This is a genomic window from Helicobacter ailurogastricus (assembly GCF_001282945.1).
GTDB classification, from domain to species: Bacteria; Campylobacterota; Campylobacteria; order Campylobacterales; family Helicobacteraceae; genus Helicobacter; species Helicobacter ailurogastricus.
Genome location: NZ_CDMG01000002.1, coordinates 66,394 through 84,091 on the forward strand (window position 1 = coordinate 66,394; position 17,698 = coordinate 84,091).

Genomic DNA, 17,698 nt, shown 5'->3' on the forward strand with positions numbered 1-17,698 from the left:
GGGTGTATTTTATGCTAAAATGGAATAAAAAAGAGAGGCACGCATGGCAAGAACAAGAAGTAAAAAAACCGCTGAGGCGGGCATGCAAGACATTTACAAAAGCCTAGAATCGGGGCAGAACAAAGTCCAAGCCAAACAACTTTCTTCTAACCAAGTGCTTTTGGAGCTAGAAGAGGGGAGTTTTAACACTAAAGAGGCGTGGTTTATCAAAGATGAGCAGGATCAAAAGTTTGTGGTGATCCCCGAGGTGCTGTTGCAACACATTGTGCGGGTGATCCAAAGGGCGTATGAGGATAAAGTGATGGTCGAGTTAGAGCGCGACATGGCGACCTTAACACCCATTGATTTTGCAGATGCGATGGCGGTGGTGTTTAAGAAGTTAGAGGGCATGCGGGGCAAAGACGGGAGTTTGCCAAAAATCAGCTCGCTTGACTTTGTCAAACAGATCAAAAAGCAACACCCGAATTTGTTTTTCAATCTGCCCGAGTTTTTAGAGAGCAAACGCCAAGAATTGGACCTTGACAACCTAGCTTTGCCCTTTTAGCCGTGCAAGATTTAGACTTTAATAAATTTGCCTCCTATTCTAAGCCCGGCCCTCGCTATACGAGCTACCCCACGGCCGTGGAGTTTAACCCGAGCTTCCAAGAGGCTGATCTACTGGAGGCGTTTCAAAGGGCAGATCAAAATATTCCTCTATCCTTATATTTCCATTTGCCCTTTTGCAAGAGCGCGTGCTATTTTTGCGCCTGTAATGTGATTTACACGAACAGCCAAAACAAAAAAGAGCGCTATATCGGGTATTTAGGCAAAGAGCTGGAGCTGTTGAAGCAACATTTAGACACGCAAAGAGAGGTCGTACAACTGCACTTTGGCGGAGGCACGCCCACTTTTTACAATGCCGAGCAGTTGGATCGCATCATCACAAGCATTCAAGCAACTTTTCCTAATTTTTCTAAAGAGGCGGAGCTTTCTTGTGAGATTGACCCGAGACACTTTAGCCTAGAGCAGATGCAGGTGTTAAAAGAGCATGGCTTTAACCGCCTCAGTTTTGGGGTGCAAGACTTTGATCCACAGGTGCAAGTGGCTGTCAATCGCTTACAAAGCGTGGATTTAGTGGCCAAAAAGGTGCAAATCGCACGGGATTTTGGGATCACCTCCATTAACTTTGACTTGATTTATGGCTTGCCTTTGCAAACCATTAAAAGCTTTGAAAAAACTTTGCTGGAAGTTTTGAAGCTCAACCCCGATCGTTTGGCGGTCTTTAATTACGCCCATGTCCCTTGGGTCAAACACACCATGAAAATCGACCCTAAAACCTTGCCAAGCCCGCAAGAAAAACTGGCGTTGTTGCAATTTTTAATCGGGTTTTTGAAAGGGCATGGCTATGAAATGATTGGCATGGACCACTTTGCCAAAAAGGACAATGAGCTTTATAAGGCCTTGCAAAACAAGCAGCTTAGGCGCAACTTTCAAGGCTACACCACCAAAAAATTTTCCCAAACCATCGGCGTGGGGGTAACAAGCATTGGCGAGGGGCAAGACTATTACACGCAAAATTTTAAGGACTTAAAACGCTATGAGCAAGCCCTAGATAGCGGGCATTTGCCCGTAGAGCGGGGGATTAAACTTAGCGCAGAAGATCGGCTAAGAAAAGAGGTGATCATGCGCCTGATGAATGATTTAGAGCTAGATTTTCGCAGCATTGAAAAAGCCTTTGCCATTGACTTTAAAATGCATTTTAAAGACGCGTTAGATGCCCTCAAGCCCTACGAGCAAGAGGGCTTGGTGGCGATCAGCGAGGAGGGACTCACAACCAGCCCCACGGGGGCGATGCTGGTGCGCAATTTGGCGATGGTCTTTGACGCGTACTTAGGGGCACAAAGTGGCGCACGCCGATTTAGCCAAACACTCTAGCCTTTTTGACATTGATGCTTCTTTGCAAGAGGTGGCGCAAAAATGTGTGAAGTGCGCTAAATGCGTGCCTAGTTGCACCATTTATAGGATACACAAGGACGAGAGCACATCGCCTAGGGGCTTTTTAGACCTCATCGCGCAGGTTAAACTTGAGAGCCTAGAGCTAGACAAATCCCTTAAAAAAATCTTTGAAACCTGCTTTTTATGCACCACTTGCGTGCAAGTCTGCCCCTTCCACTTGCCCATCGACTCCATGATTGAAAAAATCCGCCTAAAGAGTGCACACAAACACGGCATCACTTGGCATAAAAGGGCCTATTTTTATTTGCTAAGACACCCCAAATTGATGGATGTGGTCTTTAGGCTTTTCTACGCTTTGGCCCCCTGCGCTTTTAAACAAGAGGGGGACAGGTTAAAATGGCGTTTTAAGGGCTCTTTTTCGTGGCAAAAACGCGCGTTTTTCCCCTTTAGCGCTAAAAGTTTTTTGCAAACCCACCAAGACACAATAGAGCCCAAAGCCCCCCTAGAGCCCAAAGAGCCTTTAAGAAAGGTTGGGCTTTTCATCGGTTGTTTAGGCAATTACAATTACCCCCAAGTGGGCGAGAGTTTGTTGTCTTTGCTAGACAAGCTTAATTTTAGCGTGACCATCCCCAAACAGGTTTGTTGCGGCGCGCCGGCGTATTTCACAGGAGATTTTACCACCGCTTGGTTTTTAGCCAAACAAAATATTGAGAGCCTAGCCGCGCTTGCCCAACAGGTGGAGGCGATTTTGGTCCCTGAAGCCACTTGCATCAGCATGCTTAAAAAAGACTATGGGCATTTAATCGAGAGCTTAAAAGATAGCCAAGAGCGCATCCTTTGGGCTGAAAAATTTAAAACGATCCAAGCCAAATTACAAATGGCATCGCACTTTTTAGCCACAAAAACCCCCCTAAATAAGCACTTAGAAAAAAGCCCTCAAAGCCCCTTGAGTGTTACTTACCACGACCCATGCCACGCTAAAAAGGTGCTGGGCGTTTATAAAGAGCCTAGAAGTTTGCTAAAAATCAACCACAAAGTCATAGAAATGCAAGAGAGCGACCGCTGTTGTGGCTTTGGAGGGGTTACCATGCAAAGCGAACATTATAAACTGAGCCTAGAGGCGGGCGCGCCCAAAGCCTTAGACATTGTGGGCACAAAGGCGCAGGTGGTGAGTGCGGAGTGCTCGGCGTGTCGGGTGCAATTAAACAACGCTTTAGAGCAGATCAACGCCCCCACGCAATTTTTGCACCCCATTGAACTTTTAGATAAAAGCTTGGGCAGAGCGTAGTTTTATTTTTTTATAACAACACATGTTAAAAAAATTATGCTAGAATAGCGCAAATCATTTAATTTAAAGAAGAGGATTGCAATGAATAGAAAACTTTATGCCTTTTTATCGAGCGCCATGGTTTTTGGCGCGACAGGGTTGCAGGCTGAGAGGAATGGGTGGTATGTGGGCGCGAGTTATGAAGTCGGGCAGGTGGGGCAGGCTGTCAATAACCCCAAGCCGGGCGGAGATAACTACAACTTTCCTAAGTTGCCCACAGGCAGTTACAGCTACTTAGCTGTGATGCAGGGTTTAGGCATTAGCGCGGGGTATAAACAGTTCTTTGGCAAAAAGAAATGGTTTGGGCTGCGCTACTATGGTTTTATGGACTATGGGCATGGTGTCTTTGGAGCTAACGAGCTGGTTGCGGGCAAGGGTACTTTTGCCAACTTAACAGACATGTTCACCTATGGTGGGGGCATCGACACCCTTTATGATGTCATCAATAAGCAGGATGTAACCTTTGGGTTTTTCTTAGGCGCGGCCATTGCGGGCAACTCTTGGGGCAACACCACGGGCGGACCACTCCTAGGCATCGCCTACCCCGCTAAATCCGAACAAGTCCTAGACCCCGCCATGTTTCAATTTCTCTTTAATTTGGGGATGCGCACCACGATTGGCAAACACCAAGAATTTGACTTTGGGATCAAGATCCCTACCATCAACGACTATTATTTCAGTAAAAAAGGCCTAGCCTTCACCTACCGCCGCCAATACAGCTTGTATGTCGGCTACCGCTACAACTTTTAATGCTAGAATACCCCTAAACACAAAGGGGTAAAATGCCAGAAGCACAGCGACTACAAGCGATCTTAGAAAAGGCTTTAACCGACATTAAAGAGGTTTTAGCCGCCAGTTTTGAAACCCACTTTAGCACCTTGTTAGAAAAAGAAAAACTTGAGCTTGAAAAGCAGTTTGCGTCTCGATTGCAAGAGAAAGATCGCAAAATCTCTAACCAGCAAAAGGCGTTGTTTGACACCACGACCAAGCTAAAGGCACTGAAAACAGAATTAGGCCAGCTCAAGCAAAACCTAGAGAAACAAAAACACCAAGAGAACCCCAAAATAACGGGCCTAAAAGCCGCCCTAGACAACCAGCAAAGGTGTATCGAAAGACTTAAAGCTCGTTTAAAACAAGCGGGGTTAGAGGGCGCGCAAGTTGAGGAGGCCGGTGCCCCTAACCTCTTGGCATTACAAGAGCGCATTGCCCACTTAGAGCAGACCATTAAGGCACAAAACTACCACATCCAAAGCCAGCGCAATTTGATTTTAGGCTACCAAGAGCAGTTTGAAAACACCAATTTGCCTTGGGATGGCAAAGCCCCTTTAGAGGACAAAGAGGGCAAATCTTAACCCCGTTTAGGGTTTAACTTTTGGCTTTGGCGCGCCTAGCGTGCTTGGAATAATAAAAACGCTCTCTTGTTGCACAGAGATTTGGGGGTTATCCACGCTGTAAGCTTTCACCACAATGGGTAAAATCTCCTTTTTGGCATGCGTGACATCGTGTTTCTCATAGGCTTCTTTGGCGATTTTTAAAGGCATGCGCAAAATCACCACAACCTTGAGTTTGCCCTGTGGCGCGATAGTGAGTGTGTTTTTGGGGCGCACAATGCTGATGTGAGGGTCATCCACATTAAAAGTATAGGCATGCGGGCTGTTGCTCGTGTTTTGGAATAAAAAGATATAGCCATTATCTACAAAATCGCTGTGAATCGCGTAAAGTTGCCCCCCGTGTGTGATGTCTAAAATCATAGAGGCCTTTTTAAACGAGCCGACAATCAAAGCCCCCATCACCACCACAAGCACGCCCACATAGGCGATGGTCTTAGTCCGCCACAATTTCACTTTGCTGCGCGTGTTTGTGGCGTTTGTCGAAGACCATTGAATCAAACTGGGCTTATTTAGTTTGCCCATGGTCGCCGTGCAAGCATCCACGCACTCTAGGCAATTGATGCATTCTAATTGCATGCCCTTTCTAATGTCTATGTGCGTGGGGCAGACCAACACGCAATGGTTGCAACTCACGCACTCATTTGCCTTGTCGCGCTTTTGGGGCAGGCTAGGGATTTTTACCCCATTGTCATTATAAATCGCCCCGCCCCTTGCGCTGTCGTAAATGGGGTTTAAGGTGTTGTCATCAAAGAGCACGCTTTGCACCCGTGCGTAGGGGCATAGATAAATGCAAAAATGCTCCTTAGCCACAACAATGTCAAAGAACACGATTGCGCTTAAAGCTGCCCAAATGCCAATGAGTAGGGCGTTGTCCGCTGGGTGCACCACATGCTCAAAAAACTCAAAGGGGGGGATGAAGTAGAACAAAAACACCGCCATAGCCACAATAGGCACGGGGGCAAAGAGCAACAGTCCCAAAATTTTTTTAAGCCGATTGCTAGGGGTTTTGGGCGTGGGGCGTTGCTTGTTAGCAATCTTGGCGTGTAAGCCTAAAATCTTGGTTTCGATCAAATCTCGATGGATCGCTCTAAAAATTGTTTGCGGACAGCCCCACCCGCACCACACCCGTCCAAGCATCGAGGTGATGAAGAAAATAAAAATGAAGAGGAAAATCACTAAAAAAGGCGTTAAATACATCTCTTGCGCGCTGTAAATCTTGCCAAATAAGTGGAGTTGTCTATGCTCAAAAGAGATTAAAAACGCCTGCCCCTCGCCCATGTGGATAAAGGGCACACCAATAGCAAAAATCGTGATCGCGATGGCGACCATGTAGCGTTTTAAGCGGAAAGATTGGCGGAAGTAGTGGCTTTTATGCGTCCCGTTTGTCGAGTTTTGCAAGTCCATGGTTAAAACATCCTTGTCGGAGCAATGCGCACATGGTAGCAAACTTTATTTAAGGGCGTTTAAACTGGCTATAAATCTCTAAAATGCGCTTTTCATCGAGCATGTCCGGGTCGATCTTGTTGCCTAGCAATTTGGCATGGTGGGTTTTAAAGTCTTCTAAACTGATCCACTTGTGATTGGCATGCCCCCATGTACGCGACTTTTTAATGAAGGGAAAATGCCATTGTGTGAGCTCTGGATCGCCAATCAATGTGCCATCAAACACCAGCGCTTCTAAAGAGTTGCTATAATCGCCCCACTCGAGGAATTTGTAGGAGGGTTTATTGTGGATGAGCCAATGATCTCCCCAATTTTCAATCAATCCATAATCACAACAATTCTCAACATACACGCTCCCATTTGTCACCATATAATTGACCCGAGAATAAGCCACAATCTGATTTGTGTGCCACACACTGTAAAAACTCTTATAAAGTTTTTTAGCATCGTAGATGTGATCCACATCGATTTTTATGATCCACTCGTTTTGGGGGATAAAGGAGAGGATATAGTTACAATAATAGTAAAACTGGTTATGAAAATCTGGTGGTTCTCGAGTCATGACCACATAAGGGTAAGCCACAGGAATAAAGGTGGGGAATTTTTGGCAAAACTCTAAAATCAATTCTGCGCTCCCATCATTACAATCGTTGTAGCCAATCACGCCCCGCTGGATGGCAGGGAGCATGGAGTACAAGCACGATTCTAGAGTGGCGATTTCGTTTTTCACCCGAATAAAGGCCCAAGGGTTGAGCGGGCTTTTAGGATCACTGGCCCTAGGGTCTTGCTCGAAGTAGCCCTTATGTAGGGGGTTATCGGGGATTAAAAGTTGGCGGTTTGTGGGCGCTAGAGTTACCCCCCCCCCCCCCNNTTTCCCCCCCCCCCCCGCATAGGCGATTGGCGCGGATGTAATCCTCATTGCTTAAGGGCGCAATTTTGGCAAAAACGCTTTGCTTTTGAGGATGCAAGTAGTAAGTGGGCATGGAGCGCATAGATTTGTAGGCCGCTTTTAAAAAAGCTTTGCACGATTTGGGAAGCGCACGCTTTAAAAGGCTTTTTAGCGACAAAGACTCTCCTTTAATAAAAGCCACTAGGATACACCACAGAGTTTAAAAACATGCTAAAATGCGCCATTTTTACATTTTTAAAGGTGTCGTGTGCGGCATTATTTGCGGATCGTATTTATCCTCGCTCTTTCTAGTTTTTGCTTGGCTGTGTCGGAGTTTCTCGTCTCTGGGGTTTTAACCCGCTTGAGTCTGTTTTACGGCGTTTCAGACAGCCAAGTGGGTAACTTAGTAACTCTCCACGCTTTAGGAGTGGTGGTGGGCGCGCCCACGATCAATGTGCTCATCTCCTCTTTGAACTACCGCAACCAACTTGCCCTAACCCTTTCTCTCTTTGCCCTCTCTAATGTCCTCATGTTTTTTAGCCACAGCTTTTTGGGCGCACTCATCGCCCGCTTTATCGGCGGGCTCATGCACGGTGTGATCCTTGTCATCGCCACAATCATTTGCTTCAAATTCGCCCCTAAGGCAAAAAAGAGCATGGCTTTAAGTTTAGTGTCTATTGGGTTCACCACCGCTATGATGGTGGGCGTGCCCTTAGGCATTCTCGTGTCTAGGCGTTTTGGGCTTTTAATGCCCTTTCTTTTGGTGGCTTGTTTAGCCTTTTTGGCGGCTCTTTTAACTTTGTTCACCATGCCTAAATTCTCCAGCGAACCCGCTAAGTTTAAAAGTCTAAGCGTGTCCTTTGGCTCTGCGCCCGTGTGGCAGGGCTTTTTTGTGGCAGCTTTGTCGTGGGGGTCTGTGTTTGTCGTGCATGTTTACTTGCGGGTTTTGTTAGAACGATGCCACTTTAGCCCAGAGAACATCGCGAACATTTATCTATGCCACGGCATCGCTGCTACGCTAGGTGTTCTCTTTGGAGGCAAGCTCGCGGATTTAAGGGGCTTGTTTGCTGCTTTGAGTTTTTTACTCACCATGCAAATTTTAGCCTTAGGTGCGATGAGTTTTAGTTACCATCTGTCCAAAATGTTTTTAATCGCCAGTGTGATCGCCTATAGTTTCTTTGGATATGCCTGCATCGCACCGATTAAAATGCTAGGCGGGCATTTAGCCCGCCTTTTTACCCCGACTACGATGAGCAGCACCATCGTGCTCCATGAAGTCTCTTTGTTTAAAGGGATTGCCCTTGGCTCTTTTGTAGGTGGGCTGAGTGTGCATTATTTGGGTGTCCATTTCAACGGCATTTGTGCTGCGCTTCTTGCCCTATGCGCTTTGTTGATTCTGACATTTGGCATTAAAAAGTCTGTTTTTGCTAAAAATAGCAAGGTTGCCCCCTCCCATCATTAGAGAAAAACACGCCCGGCGCAAAAAGCATGTTAAAATGCGCCATTTTTAAAGGGATCGTGTGCGGCATTATTTACGGATTGTGTCTTTGTTGGCTCTGTCTAGCTTTTGTTTGGGCGTGGCGGAGTTTTTGGTTTCAGGGATTTTGCCTAAGCTTGGCGCGTATTATGGAGTGTCTGTGAGCGAGGCGGGCAATTTAGCCACGCTTTATGCTTTGGGCGTGGTGATTGGCGCGCCCATCGTGAGCGTGCTGATCTCTCGCTTCAATTACCGCAACCAACTCATTTTCACGCTAGGGATTTTTGCCATCTCCAATGCTTTGATGTTCTTTAGCCACAGCTTTTTAAGCGCGCTCATTGCCCGCTTTATCGGGGGGCTCATGCACGGCCTGTTTTTTGTCATTGCCACGCTTGTGTGCCTTAAGGCCGCCCCTAAGTCCAAAACCAGCATGGCCATGAGCCTTATGGCTAGTGGCCTCACCGTGGCGCTGGTTACAGGCGTGCCTTTGGGGATTTTAGTGGCAAAACACTTTGGGCTTTTAGCTCCCTTTTTATTGGTGGCTGGCTTGGCCTCTTTGGCCGCCCTTTTGGCGTTGTTTGTCTTGCCAAAATTTTCTAGCAAGCCTGCTAACTTTAAAAACTTAGGAATTGCCTTTCATTTCCCCCCCCTATGGCAGGGCTTTTTGGTCACTGCCTTTTCGTGCGGGTCTATGTTTGTGGTCTATATTTACTTGCGCGTCTTGCTAGAAAGGCACGGCTTTAGCCCAGAAAGCATCGCCGACCTTTATTTATATTATGGCTTGGCGGCGATGCTAGGCAACCTCTTTGGGGGCAAGCTCACGGATTTAAGGGGCTCGTTTGCGGCTTTGCGCTTTTTGCTTGGCATGCAAATTTTAGCCCTAAGCGCGATGAGTCTGACTTACAACTTGCCTAAAATGGTTTTGGCGTTTAATGTCATGGCCTTTGGTTTCTTTGGCTTTGCGTGCATCGCACCGCTGAAAATGTTAAGCGGGCATTTAGCCCGCCTTTTCACCCCCAACACGACCAACAGCACCATTGCGCTCAATGAAAGCTCGTTTAATCTAGGCATCACCTTTGCCTCTTTAATGGGCGGACTCGTGGCGCACTGGAGTGTCGATTTTAACGGCTTTTGCGCCGCGCTCTTTGCGCTCAGCGCCTTTACTTTACTCCACTTAAGGATCAAAAAAGCCTATTTCACCAAAAGAGCGCATGAGACTTGAATTTTGAAGGATTTTGATGGATTTAAATACACTAAGCGAGGAAACCCTAAAGCACGCCATTAAGGAGCGCTACTTTAAAAACTTCACTTTTAAGGCAGAGAAAATCGACTTTCAAGTCTGCGCCCCTAAAGAGCAACTACCCCGCCCCCTGCTTTGGGCGGAGGCGAAAGCGGGCAGCTGTGACGCAAAAAAAGCCCTCACGCAATTAGTTTTGACCATTTTAAAGAACCCCAAGGGACAACTGCCCCCTTTTTTAGGGGCGTTTGACGCGCTGCGTTTTAGCGTGGTGGAAACCAAAGAGCTAGAACCCCTGTTAAACGAATTGGCAGCTAAAAATTATAAGTCTGCGCCAAGCGACACCCACTCCACAGAGTTTAAAGAAGTCGAAGCGCTTTTAAGCCCGCTTTTAGATCGCCACTTAACCAGTTTTGCCTACGCCACCCAAGAGGAAGCGTTAAAAAACTTTATCCAATCCTTACACACCATTGCCAAAACCCAAACCCCCATCGATGAAAATAATTTTGTGCATGCCTACCATGCTTGGCTAGAACATGTCAAACCCACAATCCAAATCGATTGGCAAAAGGCGCAAGCGGCGGATATTTTGGACGCAGACTTTTACCTAGCCGACCTCTTAAGCGAAAACGACCACACGATTTTCAAAGAGTTAAACACCCGTTTAAAGGGCGATCATTACGAGTTTGATAAGGAGATAGACGACTTGGGGCTTTTTAACTCCAAGAGCGCAGTTTTTAAGGACAAACAGCAGACACACAAAGCCTTTTGGCGCGCCTACAAACGCCCGCCCGCTGAGGCGTTTCACGATTACATCATCACCCGCCGTGATCTCTTAGTCCCCCCAGATGTGCGCGAGCGCAAGGGCGCGTTTTTCACCCCCCTCTTTTGGGCGCAAAAGTCCCAAGAGTGTTTAAAAAATCTCTTGGGTGTGCATTTCCAACAAGAATACATCCTTTGGGACTGCGCAGCGGGCACGGGTAATTTATTAGAGGGGCTTTCTAATGCCTCAAACCTCTTTGCCAGCACTTTAGATAAAAACGATGTGCAAATCATCAAAGAGCGCAAAGGGCTTGCCCTCTTGCCAGACAATGTTTTTCAATTTGACTTTTTAAACAACCCCTTGTTTGATACCAAAGAGCGGGGCAAGCCCAAGAAATCCAAATTGCCCGAAAGTCTGCAAGCGATCTTAAAAGACCCAAAGCAACTTTCTAAACTCATCATCTACATCAACCCCCCCTACGCAGAGGCAGGGAGCAAGTCTGCTATAACAGGCAAGGGCAAGAATAAGGACGGCGTGGCTAAAACGACTAAAATCGCCAAAGACTACGCCAAAGAGCTAGGCAAGGCAACAAACGAACTCTTTGCGCAGTTTTTCATGCGCATTGCAAAAGAGATCGCGGGGGGAATACAAGACAAGAAACAAGCCGTGCGTGGCCCGCTTTTATGCGCTTTTTCTAAGCTCAAATACCTCAACTCCAGCAATTTTAAAGTTTTTAGAGAGCATTTTAAGGCCAAATTCTTAGGCGGGTTTATGTGCCCGGGCAACACCTTTGACAATGTCAAGGGAGAGTTTCCCATCGGCTTTCTCTGTTGGGACTTGGGCGTGCCAGAGCCCATCGACTCTGTGGCGCTAGAGATTTACGAGTCTAGCGGGGAGTTTGTGGGGGTGAAAGAGTTTAGGGCTTTGGATAATGTGCCTAGCATTAATGAATGGATAGCCCACTACACCAACAAAAAGGCGGGCTTTGAAGCTTGGGGTGATGTCGAGCAAAGCAGAGGTGATTTTCAACATGCAAATCGCATTAATCTCCACAACCACCAACGCAACACCCACGACCGTCCCCTTCGTATCAACGCCACAAACCTGCACGCCCTAAGTGTGTATTTTAGCGTGCAACATTGCTTCAAACACACTTGGATCAACGACCGCGACCAGTTTTACGCACCCTACAACGATTCTTGGCAAGCGGACACCGACTTTTTAGGCTCTTGCTTGGTGTTTATGTTGTTTCATAGCCAAAACCGCCTAAGCACCGCGCATGGGGCAAACCACTTCATCCCCTTTAAAGAACAAGAAGTCAAAGCAAGGGGCCGCTACACGCACCACACGCTCTTAGACTTTTTAGCGGGCAAAAGCTCTAACCTAACACAACAAGATAAGCTGTTTAAAACCCAGCAATCCCCAACACTGCCCACTTTTACCCCAACCGCCCAATCTGTGTTGGAGGCGGGGTGCAAACTCTATTGCTATTACCACAACCAAGACAATTCTAACCCCAACGCCACGCTTTACGATATAAAGGAATTTTTCAGCGGAAGGGACAGCAAGGGCAAACTCAACCCCACACACAAGGCCAAAGACACACACTATAAAACTCTATACGCCGCGCTAAAAGCCACTTTAGATAACCTCGCGCAAGAATTACAGCCTCAAGTGCAAGAATACGGGTTTTTGCGCTAGTTTGCGCCAACACAAGTCGGCCTTGGCTAGGGCTAGGGCTTCAAAGGCAACTTTTCACCAAAAATAGCTATACTTAAGGCAAAAACGCACAGGATTTTATTAAATGTTACAAGCGACCCAACTTAGCATGCGCTACGCCACAAAAAAGCTCTTTGAAAATGTCAATTTAAAACTAGACGCGCACAAACGCTACGGACTCATCGGGGCCAATGGGGCGGGCAAAAGCACCTTTTTAAAGATTTTAGCCGGAGACATTGAGGCGAGCAGTGGAGAGGTGAGCGTGGGCTCGGGGCTTAAAGTGGGCGTGCTGGGCCAAGATCAATACGCTTTTGAAGAGTTTAGCTTGAAAGATGCGGTGCTGATGGGCAATAAGACCCTATACAACGCCCTAAAGGAAAAGGAAAAGCTCTACACAGAGGCCGATTTAAGTGATGATGAGGTCAATGAGAGGCTAGCCGAGCTAGAGATGATCTGCGTACAAGAAGATCCGCTTTACGAGTGCGAAGTGGTGGTGGAAAAAATCTTAGAGGATTTGGGCATTCCTGCTAGCCGCCACAACGACTTGATGCAAAGCCTGCCTAGCAGCGATAAATTTAAAATTCTCTTAGCCCAAGTGCTTTTTCCTAAGCCTGATATTTTGCTTTTAGATGAGCCGACCAACAACCTAGATTTAAACGCGATTGCGTGGCTAGAAGAAAACTTAAAACGCCACGAGGGGACGATGGTGATCATCAGCCACGATCGCCACTTTTTAAACGCCGTCTGCACCCACATTTTGGATTTGGACTTTGGTACGCTAAGAGAGTTTAGCGGGAACTACGATGATTGGTACATCGCCTCAACTTTAATCGCCAAACAAAAAGAAGCCGAGCACAATAAAAAGCTCAAGGAAAAAGAGGAGCTAGAGCGTTTCATCGCGCGCTTTTCGGCTAATGCGAGCAAGGCGCGCCAAGCCACCAGCCGCCAAAAGCAATTAGAAAAACTAGATATCCAAAGCATTGAGGTTTCTAGCAGGCGCGATCCGAGCATTCTTTTTAAACCCAGCCGCACCATCGGCAATGAGGCCCTAGAGTGCAGCCAAATTTCTAAATCTTACGGAGATTTGGCGGTGCTAAAAAATGTCAGTCTAAAAATCGCCCCAAAGGATAAAATCGCCCTGATTGGGCCTAATGGCGTGGGTAAGAGCACCTTATGCAAAGTTCTTGTGGAGGAAATGCGCCCGGATAGCGGGAGTGTGAAGTGGGGCGCGACTGTGCAAAGGGGCTACTTCCCCCAAGATGTGAGCGAGAGCATTCAAGGGGAGGAAAGCCTGTATCAATGGCTCTTTAACTTCAATAAAAAGATTGAAAGTGGCGAGGTGAGAAACGCTTTAGGGCGCATGCTCTTTAGCGGGGCAGAGCAGGAAAAAAGCATCAATGCGCTGAGTGGAGGCGAAAAGCACCGCATGGTGCTCTCTAAACTCATGCTAGAAAAGGGCAATTTCTTAGTGCTAGATGAGCCCACCAACCACCTAGACCTAGAGGCGATCATCGCACTGGGAGAGGCTTTGTATAAATTTGAAGGGGCAGTGATTTGCGTGAGCCACGATAGAGAGCTCATCAGCGCGTATGCGAATCGCATCATTGAGCTTGTCCCCACCAACAAGGGCGCAAAAGTCATCGATTTTAAGGGTAGTTATGAGGAATATTTGGCAAGCAAAGGGGCTTGAAGGGGCAGACCCCATTGGGCTGAACGATAAAATTTGACACCACCACAAAAGCATCCAATCGGATAGATTGATTAAAATATCGTTACACGATTTTATCTACCTGCGGTGATTCAATGCATATTCCCTTTACCATCATCTTTTTGGCTGTCTTTTTGTTAATGAATGGGTTTAGTTATATGCGTTTAAAGAAATTTGCCTACCCCTCTTTACGCTTTATCCCTATCGCCTTGTATGTTTTTGAAATTTTCTTTTTGCTCATACAGCGCAGGATGATCCCCAATGTCTTTGGTGCATTTAGGATTGTCTTATACACCATAGGCGGGATCAGCATTGCCACTAGCTTTATCATGTGCTTGCTCTTGCTCTTGCACATGCTGATCCTCAAAACCACGCCCAAAAATACCGACACCCATAGACGCCAAACCATCAAAAAACTCTTTGATATGGGCGTGATTTTTTGGCTCTTTGCTTCGATCGCCAAAGGTTTTTACAATGCAACGAATCTTGTGATCACAAAACGCCGCGTCAAACTCAAGAATTTAAAACAAGCCCTCCATCTAGCCATGATTAGCGATGCGCATATAGGTGAGTATCTTAAAAAAGACTACTTACAAAAGATCGTCGATCGCATCAATGCGCTCCACCCAGATATAGTCGTGATTGTGGGGGACTTAGCGGATTTAAAGGCAGAGTTGGTGCAAGAGGATTTAGCTCCGCTTAAAGACATCCAATCTAAATACGGCGTGTATTATGTGCTTGGCAATCACGAATATTACCACGGGGTGGCCGCTCTCATTGAGGTATTCAAAAGACATCATATACGCGTCTTGCAAAATGAGAATGTCCCTGTGGCAGGGATTAATTTAATGGGGGTGAATGATCTAATGGGGTATCGCTTCAAACATTTTAAACCCGATTTTAAGGCTATCTTTGCTAAGGCCGACCCCAATTTACCCAGTGTTTTACTCTCCCACCAACCCAAATCCCTAACACATTTAAAGCAAAAACCCGACTTGATCTTGTGCGGACACACCCATGCCGGGCAGATATTCCCCTTTACTCTCTTGGTGTGGCTGGATCAAAAATACATCTATGGGCATTATCATTTAAAAGATTGCCAAATGATCGTGAGTAGTGGTTGTGGCTTTTGGGGCCCGCCTGTGCGTATCTTCACCAAGAGCGAAATTGTGTCCATCCATTTAGAGCCTAAAAATCAAGTCTAGTGCTTCGCTGTGTCTCTTTTAGGTTTTAAGGGCAGTTGTGAGGAGCATTTGGCAAGCAAGAGGTTTGACAAGACTTTATTTTTTTGCTAGCATTTGGCTTTTCATTTCACTTTGGTAAAGGAAGTTTTGGCATGATGGAAGAAGCAATCAGCAATCAGCAATCAGCAAGCGCAAGGCAAGCAAAGGCGGACTTCTAGCTCTCTCTTTGGCCCTTTTTTCTCTCGCTCCTTTGGGGGCTGAGAAAAGCGGGGCGTTTATAGCGGGGGGCTTTCAATACTCAAATTTTAGCGGGGCACAAAGGGCGAGCAACCCCGTCTTATACCAAGTCTTGGGGCAATCAAGTGGGCTAAGTGGCAATCTCTTTGGGGCGGATATCCAGTTTGGGTATAAACAATTCTTTGGCAAGAAAAAACGCTTTGGGTTGCGCTACTATGGCTTTTTTAGCGGGCAGGGCGGGCCTGCTTCGTTTAAACAAGCCCTAGAAGATGAAGAGGGCAATTCTACTTGGGCAACCACCAAGCAACAAGCGGCCAATTTATTTTATGGGGTTGGCATCGATGCCCTCTTTAACTTCTACGAAAAGAAAAATAAGACTTTTGGTGTGTTGGCGGGCGTGGTGGTTGGGGGCAGCTCTTGGCTGATGGGGCAAGGCTCTATCAATGGGCAATGCGCTTGGAGCGATGACAACGGGCAATGCATAAGCATGAATAACTATTTTCACGCGCGGGCAAAAAATTTTGACAACGATGGGTTTAAGGGCAATTTTTCGCCCACCCATGTGCAAGTTTTGGTAAATCTTGGTTTTAGGGCGAACTTCAGCAAACATCAGGGCTTTGAGCTAGGCGTGCGTATCCCCACGATGAACGACCCTTATTTGACCCTCACGCGCACAGAGGATTACGCCGAATTTGGCGTGAAAAAGGGCGATGCCATCAGCATAAGACTAAGACGCAACATTGCCATTTACGCCAATTATGTGATTAACTTCTAAACTTGCTTGGCGGGGGGCAAGCCCGCTTAAGACTTGGGGCTTTTCTTGGCTATTTAAACTCGAATTAATCAAAAAACTTTAGAATACCCCCCCATATTTGTTTTCACCGCTAAAGGAAGTCCATGCGAGAATGCGCAAAAGGTGTTTTATTGGCATTAACGGGAATATCCCTTGTGCTCTCAGGCTGTGTGGCTGGCGTTTCTACAAAATCTAAGGCAAAGGGATCCGATCTTCTTGACTTTAACCGCCCCATTGACATTAAACAAGAAGCTTCTAACAACCATACCATTGCGATCTTGACCCCACACATCCAAGCCGATGAAAATGTCCAACCCTACATTGACCAATTCCAAAGTGCCTTAGCTAGACAAGTACAAGAGATCTTTAAAAGAGAGGGCTACCACATCATTCGCCTCGCAGACGCGCAAAATTTAACGCCCGCACAGAAAAATGAAATATACACGATTTTAAAAATCAAGGGATGGGTGGGCGTACTCGAGGATGCCAACATCAACACGGCCAACCCGCAAGACACCGACATGGACACAACGGTGGATCAAAGCGCAGGGGCCGTCATCTTTAAATTCTTTGAGCCCAAAACGGGGCGCACCACGCACATCATCGCGATCAATATAGGCGCAGAGCACGCCCTCACATATGCGCGCTCCCCGCAAGAGATTAGGGTGGATGGTTTTGCCGGGGCAAACTCCATCAGCCGTGGAGCGTCTAGCAGCGCTCGTGCAAACCCGCCTAGCCGTGCTGAGTTAGAAAAAATCCATGACGATGCAATCCGTGGCATCCTCAATAAAGTGTATGGATTTGTGATCAAAAAAATGGTTTCTTGGGTTACAAACACTGACTTAAAGCAATACAGAAGGGCGATCGATCAAATTAGAAAATAATCTGGGTGTTGCACGACCCCGTCCAAAGGGTGGGCAAAAGCGCAAAACCTACTTGGCATCAAGCGCTTGTTTTGGTTGTTTGCACCAAAAAGGCTTTTTCTTAGGCCATTTAAACTCAAATTAATCAAAAAACTCTATAATATAATGCGCCCTTATATTTGCTTTTTCACCATCTCAAATTTAGAGGAAGTTTATGCGAAAAATGACAAAAGGAATTTTATTAACACTAGCGGGGGTGTCGCTTGCACTTTCAGGCTGTGCAACAGACACGGCGACAAAATCTACGGCTAACCAAGCTAAAAAACAAGCAGCCGCGCAAAGTTCTGTTCCCCTAGATTTTCACTTCCCTATCAACATCGAGCAAGAAGCCTCTAACAACCACACCATCGCGATTTTATCCCCCAACATCCAAGCGGGCGAAAATGTCCAACCCTACATTGGCCAGTTTCAGGGCGCGTTGGTGCAACAAGTCCAAGAAATCCTAGAGAAAAAGGGTTACCACATCATACACCTTGTAACCACAGACGATTTAACGCCTGAGCAAAAAATGAACATCTCCTCTATTTTAAAAATTGGGGGGTGGATGGGGATTTTAAAAGATGCGGACATGGACACAGAAAACCCTGAAGACACCAAGATGAACGGCGCAGTGGATCAAAGCGCAGGGGCTGTCATCTTTGAATTCTTTGAGCCCAAAACGGGGCGCACCAC

Annotated in this window: 15 protein-coding genes; 13 read left to right on the plus strand and 2 right to left on the minus strand. The window is 46.7% G+C overall.

Annotation, left to right across the window (positions count from 1 at the left end; translation table 11 throughout):
* Nucleotides 1–43 precede the first annotated feature (43 nt).
* The 5 genes from HAL07_RS00385 to HAL07_RS00405 all read left to right on the plus strand — a co-directional run bounded on the left by HAL07_RS00385 (nucleotide 44) and on the right by HAL07_RS00405 (nucleotide 4,614).
* Nucleotides 44–544, plus strand: coding sequence for a DUF2603 domain-containing protein (locus tag HAL07_RS00385; RefSeq protein ID WP_053944735.1), 501 nt, complete (start codon nucleotides 44–46; stop codon nucleotides 542–544).
* Nucleotides 545–546: 2 nt separating this feature from the next.
* Nucleotides 547–1,914, plus strand: a complete 1,368-nt coding sequence (gene hemN / locus HAL07_RS00390) for an oxygen-independent coproporphyrinogen III oxidase (protein WP_053944736.1) — start codon at nucleotides 547–549, stop codon at nucleotides 1,912–1,914.
* A gap of 46 nt (nucleotides 1,915–1,960) precedes the next feature.
* Nucleotides 1,961–3,223 carry a (Fe-S)-binding protein gene (locus tag HAL07_RS00395; protein WP_082355786.1) on the plus strand — a complete coding sequence of 421 codons (1,263 nt, stop codon included), beginning with the start codon at nucleotides 1,961–1,963 and terminating at the stop codon, nucleotides 3,221–3,223.
* Nucleotides 3,224–3,304: 81 nt separating this feature from the next.
* Nucleotides 3,305–4,012 carry an outer membrane protein gene (locus HAL07_RS00400; protein ID WP_053941205.1) on the plus strand — a complete coding sequence of 236 codons (708 nt, stop codon included), beginning with the start codon at nucleotides 3,305–3,307 and terminating at the stop codon, nucleotides 4,010–4,012.
* 32 nt (nucleotides 4,013–4,044) lie between these two features.
* Nucleotides 4,045–4,614, plus strand: a complete 570-nt coding sequence (locus HAL07_RS00405; RefSeq protein ID WP_053941206.1) for a hypothetical protein — start codon at nucleotides 4,045–4,047, stop codon at nucleotides 4,612–4,614.
* Nucleotides 4,615–4,620: 6 nt separating this feature from the next.
* Here the strand turns inward: HAL07_RS00405 and ccoG are convergent, their stop codons facing one another.
* Together ccoG and HAL07_RS00415 are read right to left on the minus strand one after the other, a co-directional pair.
* The gene (gene ccoG / locus HAL07_RS00410; protein WP_053944737.1) at nucleotides 4,621–6,057 is read right to left on the minus strand and encodes a cytochrome c oxidase accessory protein CcoG; all 1,437 of its coding nucleotides are present in this window, start codon (nucleotides 6,055–6,057) and stop codon (nucleotides 4,621–4,623) included.
* A 49-nt stretch (nucleotides 6,058–6,106) separates the two neighbouring features.
* On the minus strand, nucleotides 6,107–7,015 hold the full coding sequence (locus tag HAL07_RS00415) for a hypothetical protein (protein ID WP_082355767.1): 909 nt from the start codon (nucleotides 7,013–7,015) through the stop codon (nucleotides 6,107–6,109).
* Between the two features lie 238 nt (nucleotides 7,016–7,253).
* Here HAL07_RS00415 and HAL07_RS00420 point away from each other — a divergent pair, with 238 nt between their 5' ends.
* The 8 genes from HAL07_RS00420 to HAL07_RS08005 form a co-directional block, all read left to right on the plus strand.
* On the plus strand, nucleotides 7,254–8,447 hold the full coding sequence (locus HAL07_RS00420) for an MFS transporter (RefSeq protein WP_053944738.1): 1,194 nt from the start codon (nucleotides 7,254–7,256) through the stop codon (nucleotides 8,445–8,447).
* Between the two features lie 58 nt (nucleotides 8,448–8,505).
* A complete protein-coding gene (locus tag HAL07_RS00425; RefSeq protein ID WP_053944739.1) occupies nucleotides 8,506–9,684 on the plus strand; it encodes an MFS transporter in 1,179 nt (392 codons plus the stop codon).
* A 16-nt stretch (nucleotides 9,685–9,700) separates the two neighbouring features.
* Complete coding sequence (locus HAL07_RS00430) at nucleotides 9,701–12,163, plus strand: hypothetical protein (protein ID WP_238374450.1); 2,463 nt, start codon at nucleotides 9,701–9,703, stop codon at nucleotides 12,161–12,163.
* Between the two features lie 103 nt (nucleotides 12,164–12,266).
* Complete coding sequence (locus tag HAL07_RS00435) at nucleotides 12,267–13,871, plus strand: ABC-F family ATP-binding cassette domain-containing protein (protein WP_053941211.1); 1,605 nt, start codon at nucleotides 12,267–12,269, stop codon at nucleotides 13,869–13,871.
* A 176-nt stretch (nucleotides 13,872–14,047) separates the two neighbouring features.
* Nucleotides 14,048–15,094, plus strand: coding sequence for a metallophosphoesterase (locus HAL07_RS00440; protein ID WP_238374451.1), 1,047 nt, complete (start codon nucleotides 14,048–14,050; stop codon nucleotides 15,092–15,094).
* 205 nt (nucleotides 15,095–15,299) lie between these two features.
* Nucleotides 15,300–16,085, plus strand: a complete 786-nt coding sequence (locus tag HAL07_RS00445; RefSeq protein WP_202903457.1) for an outer membrane protein — start codon at nucleotides 15,300–15,302, stop codon at nucleotides 16,083–16,085.
* A gap of 122 nt (nucleotides 16,086–16,207) precedes the next feature.
* Nucleotides 16,208–16,987 (plus strand): HpaA family protein, encoded by a 780-nt coding sequence (locus HAL07_RS00450; RefSeq protein ID WP_053944742.1) that lies wholly within the window; start codon nucleotides 16,208–16,210, stop codon nucleotides 16,985–16,987.
* Between the two features lie 193 nt (nucleotides 16,988–17,180).
* The coding region (locus HAL07_RS08005) for an HpaA family protein (protein ID WP_202903468.1) at nucleotides 17,181–17,698 on the plus strand (518 nt) is incomplete at its 3' end.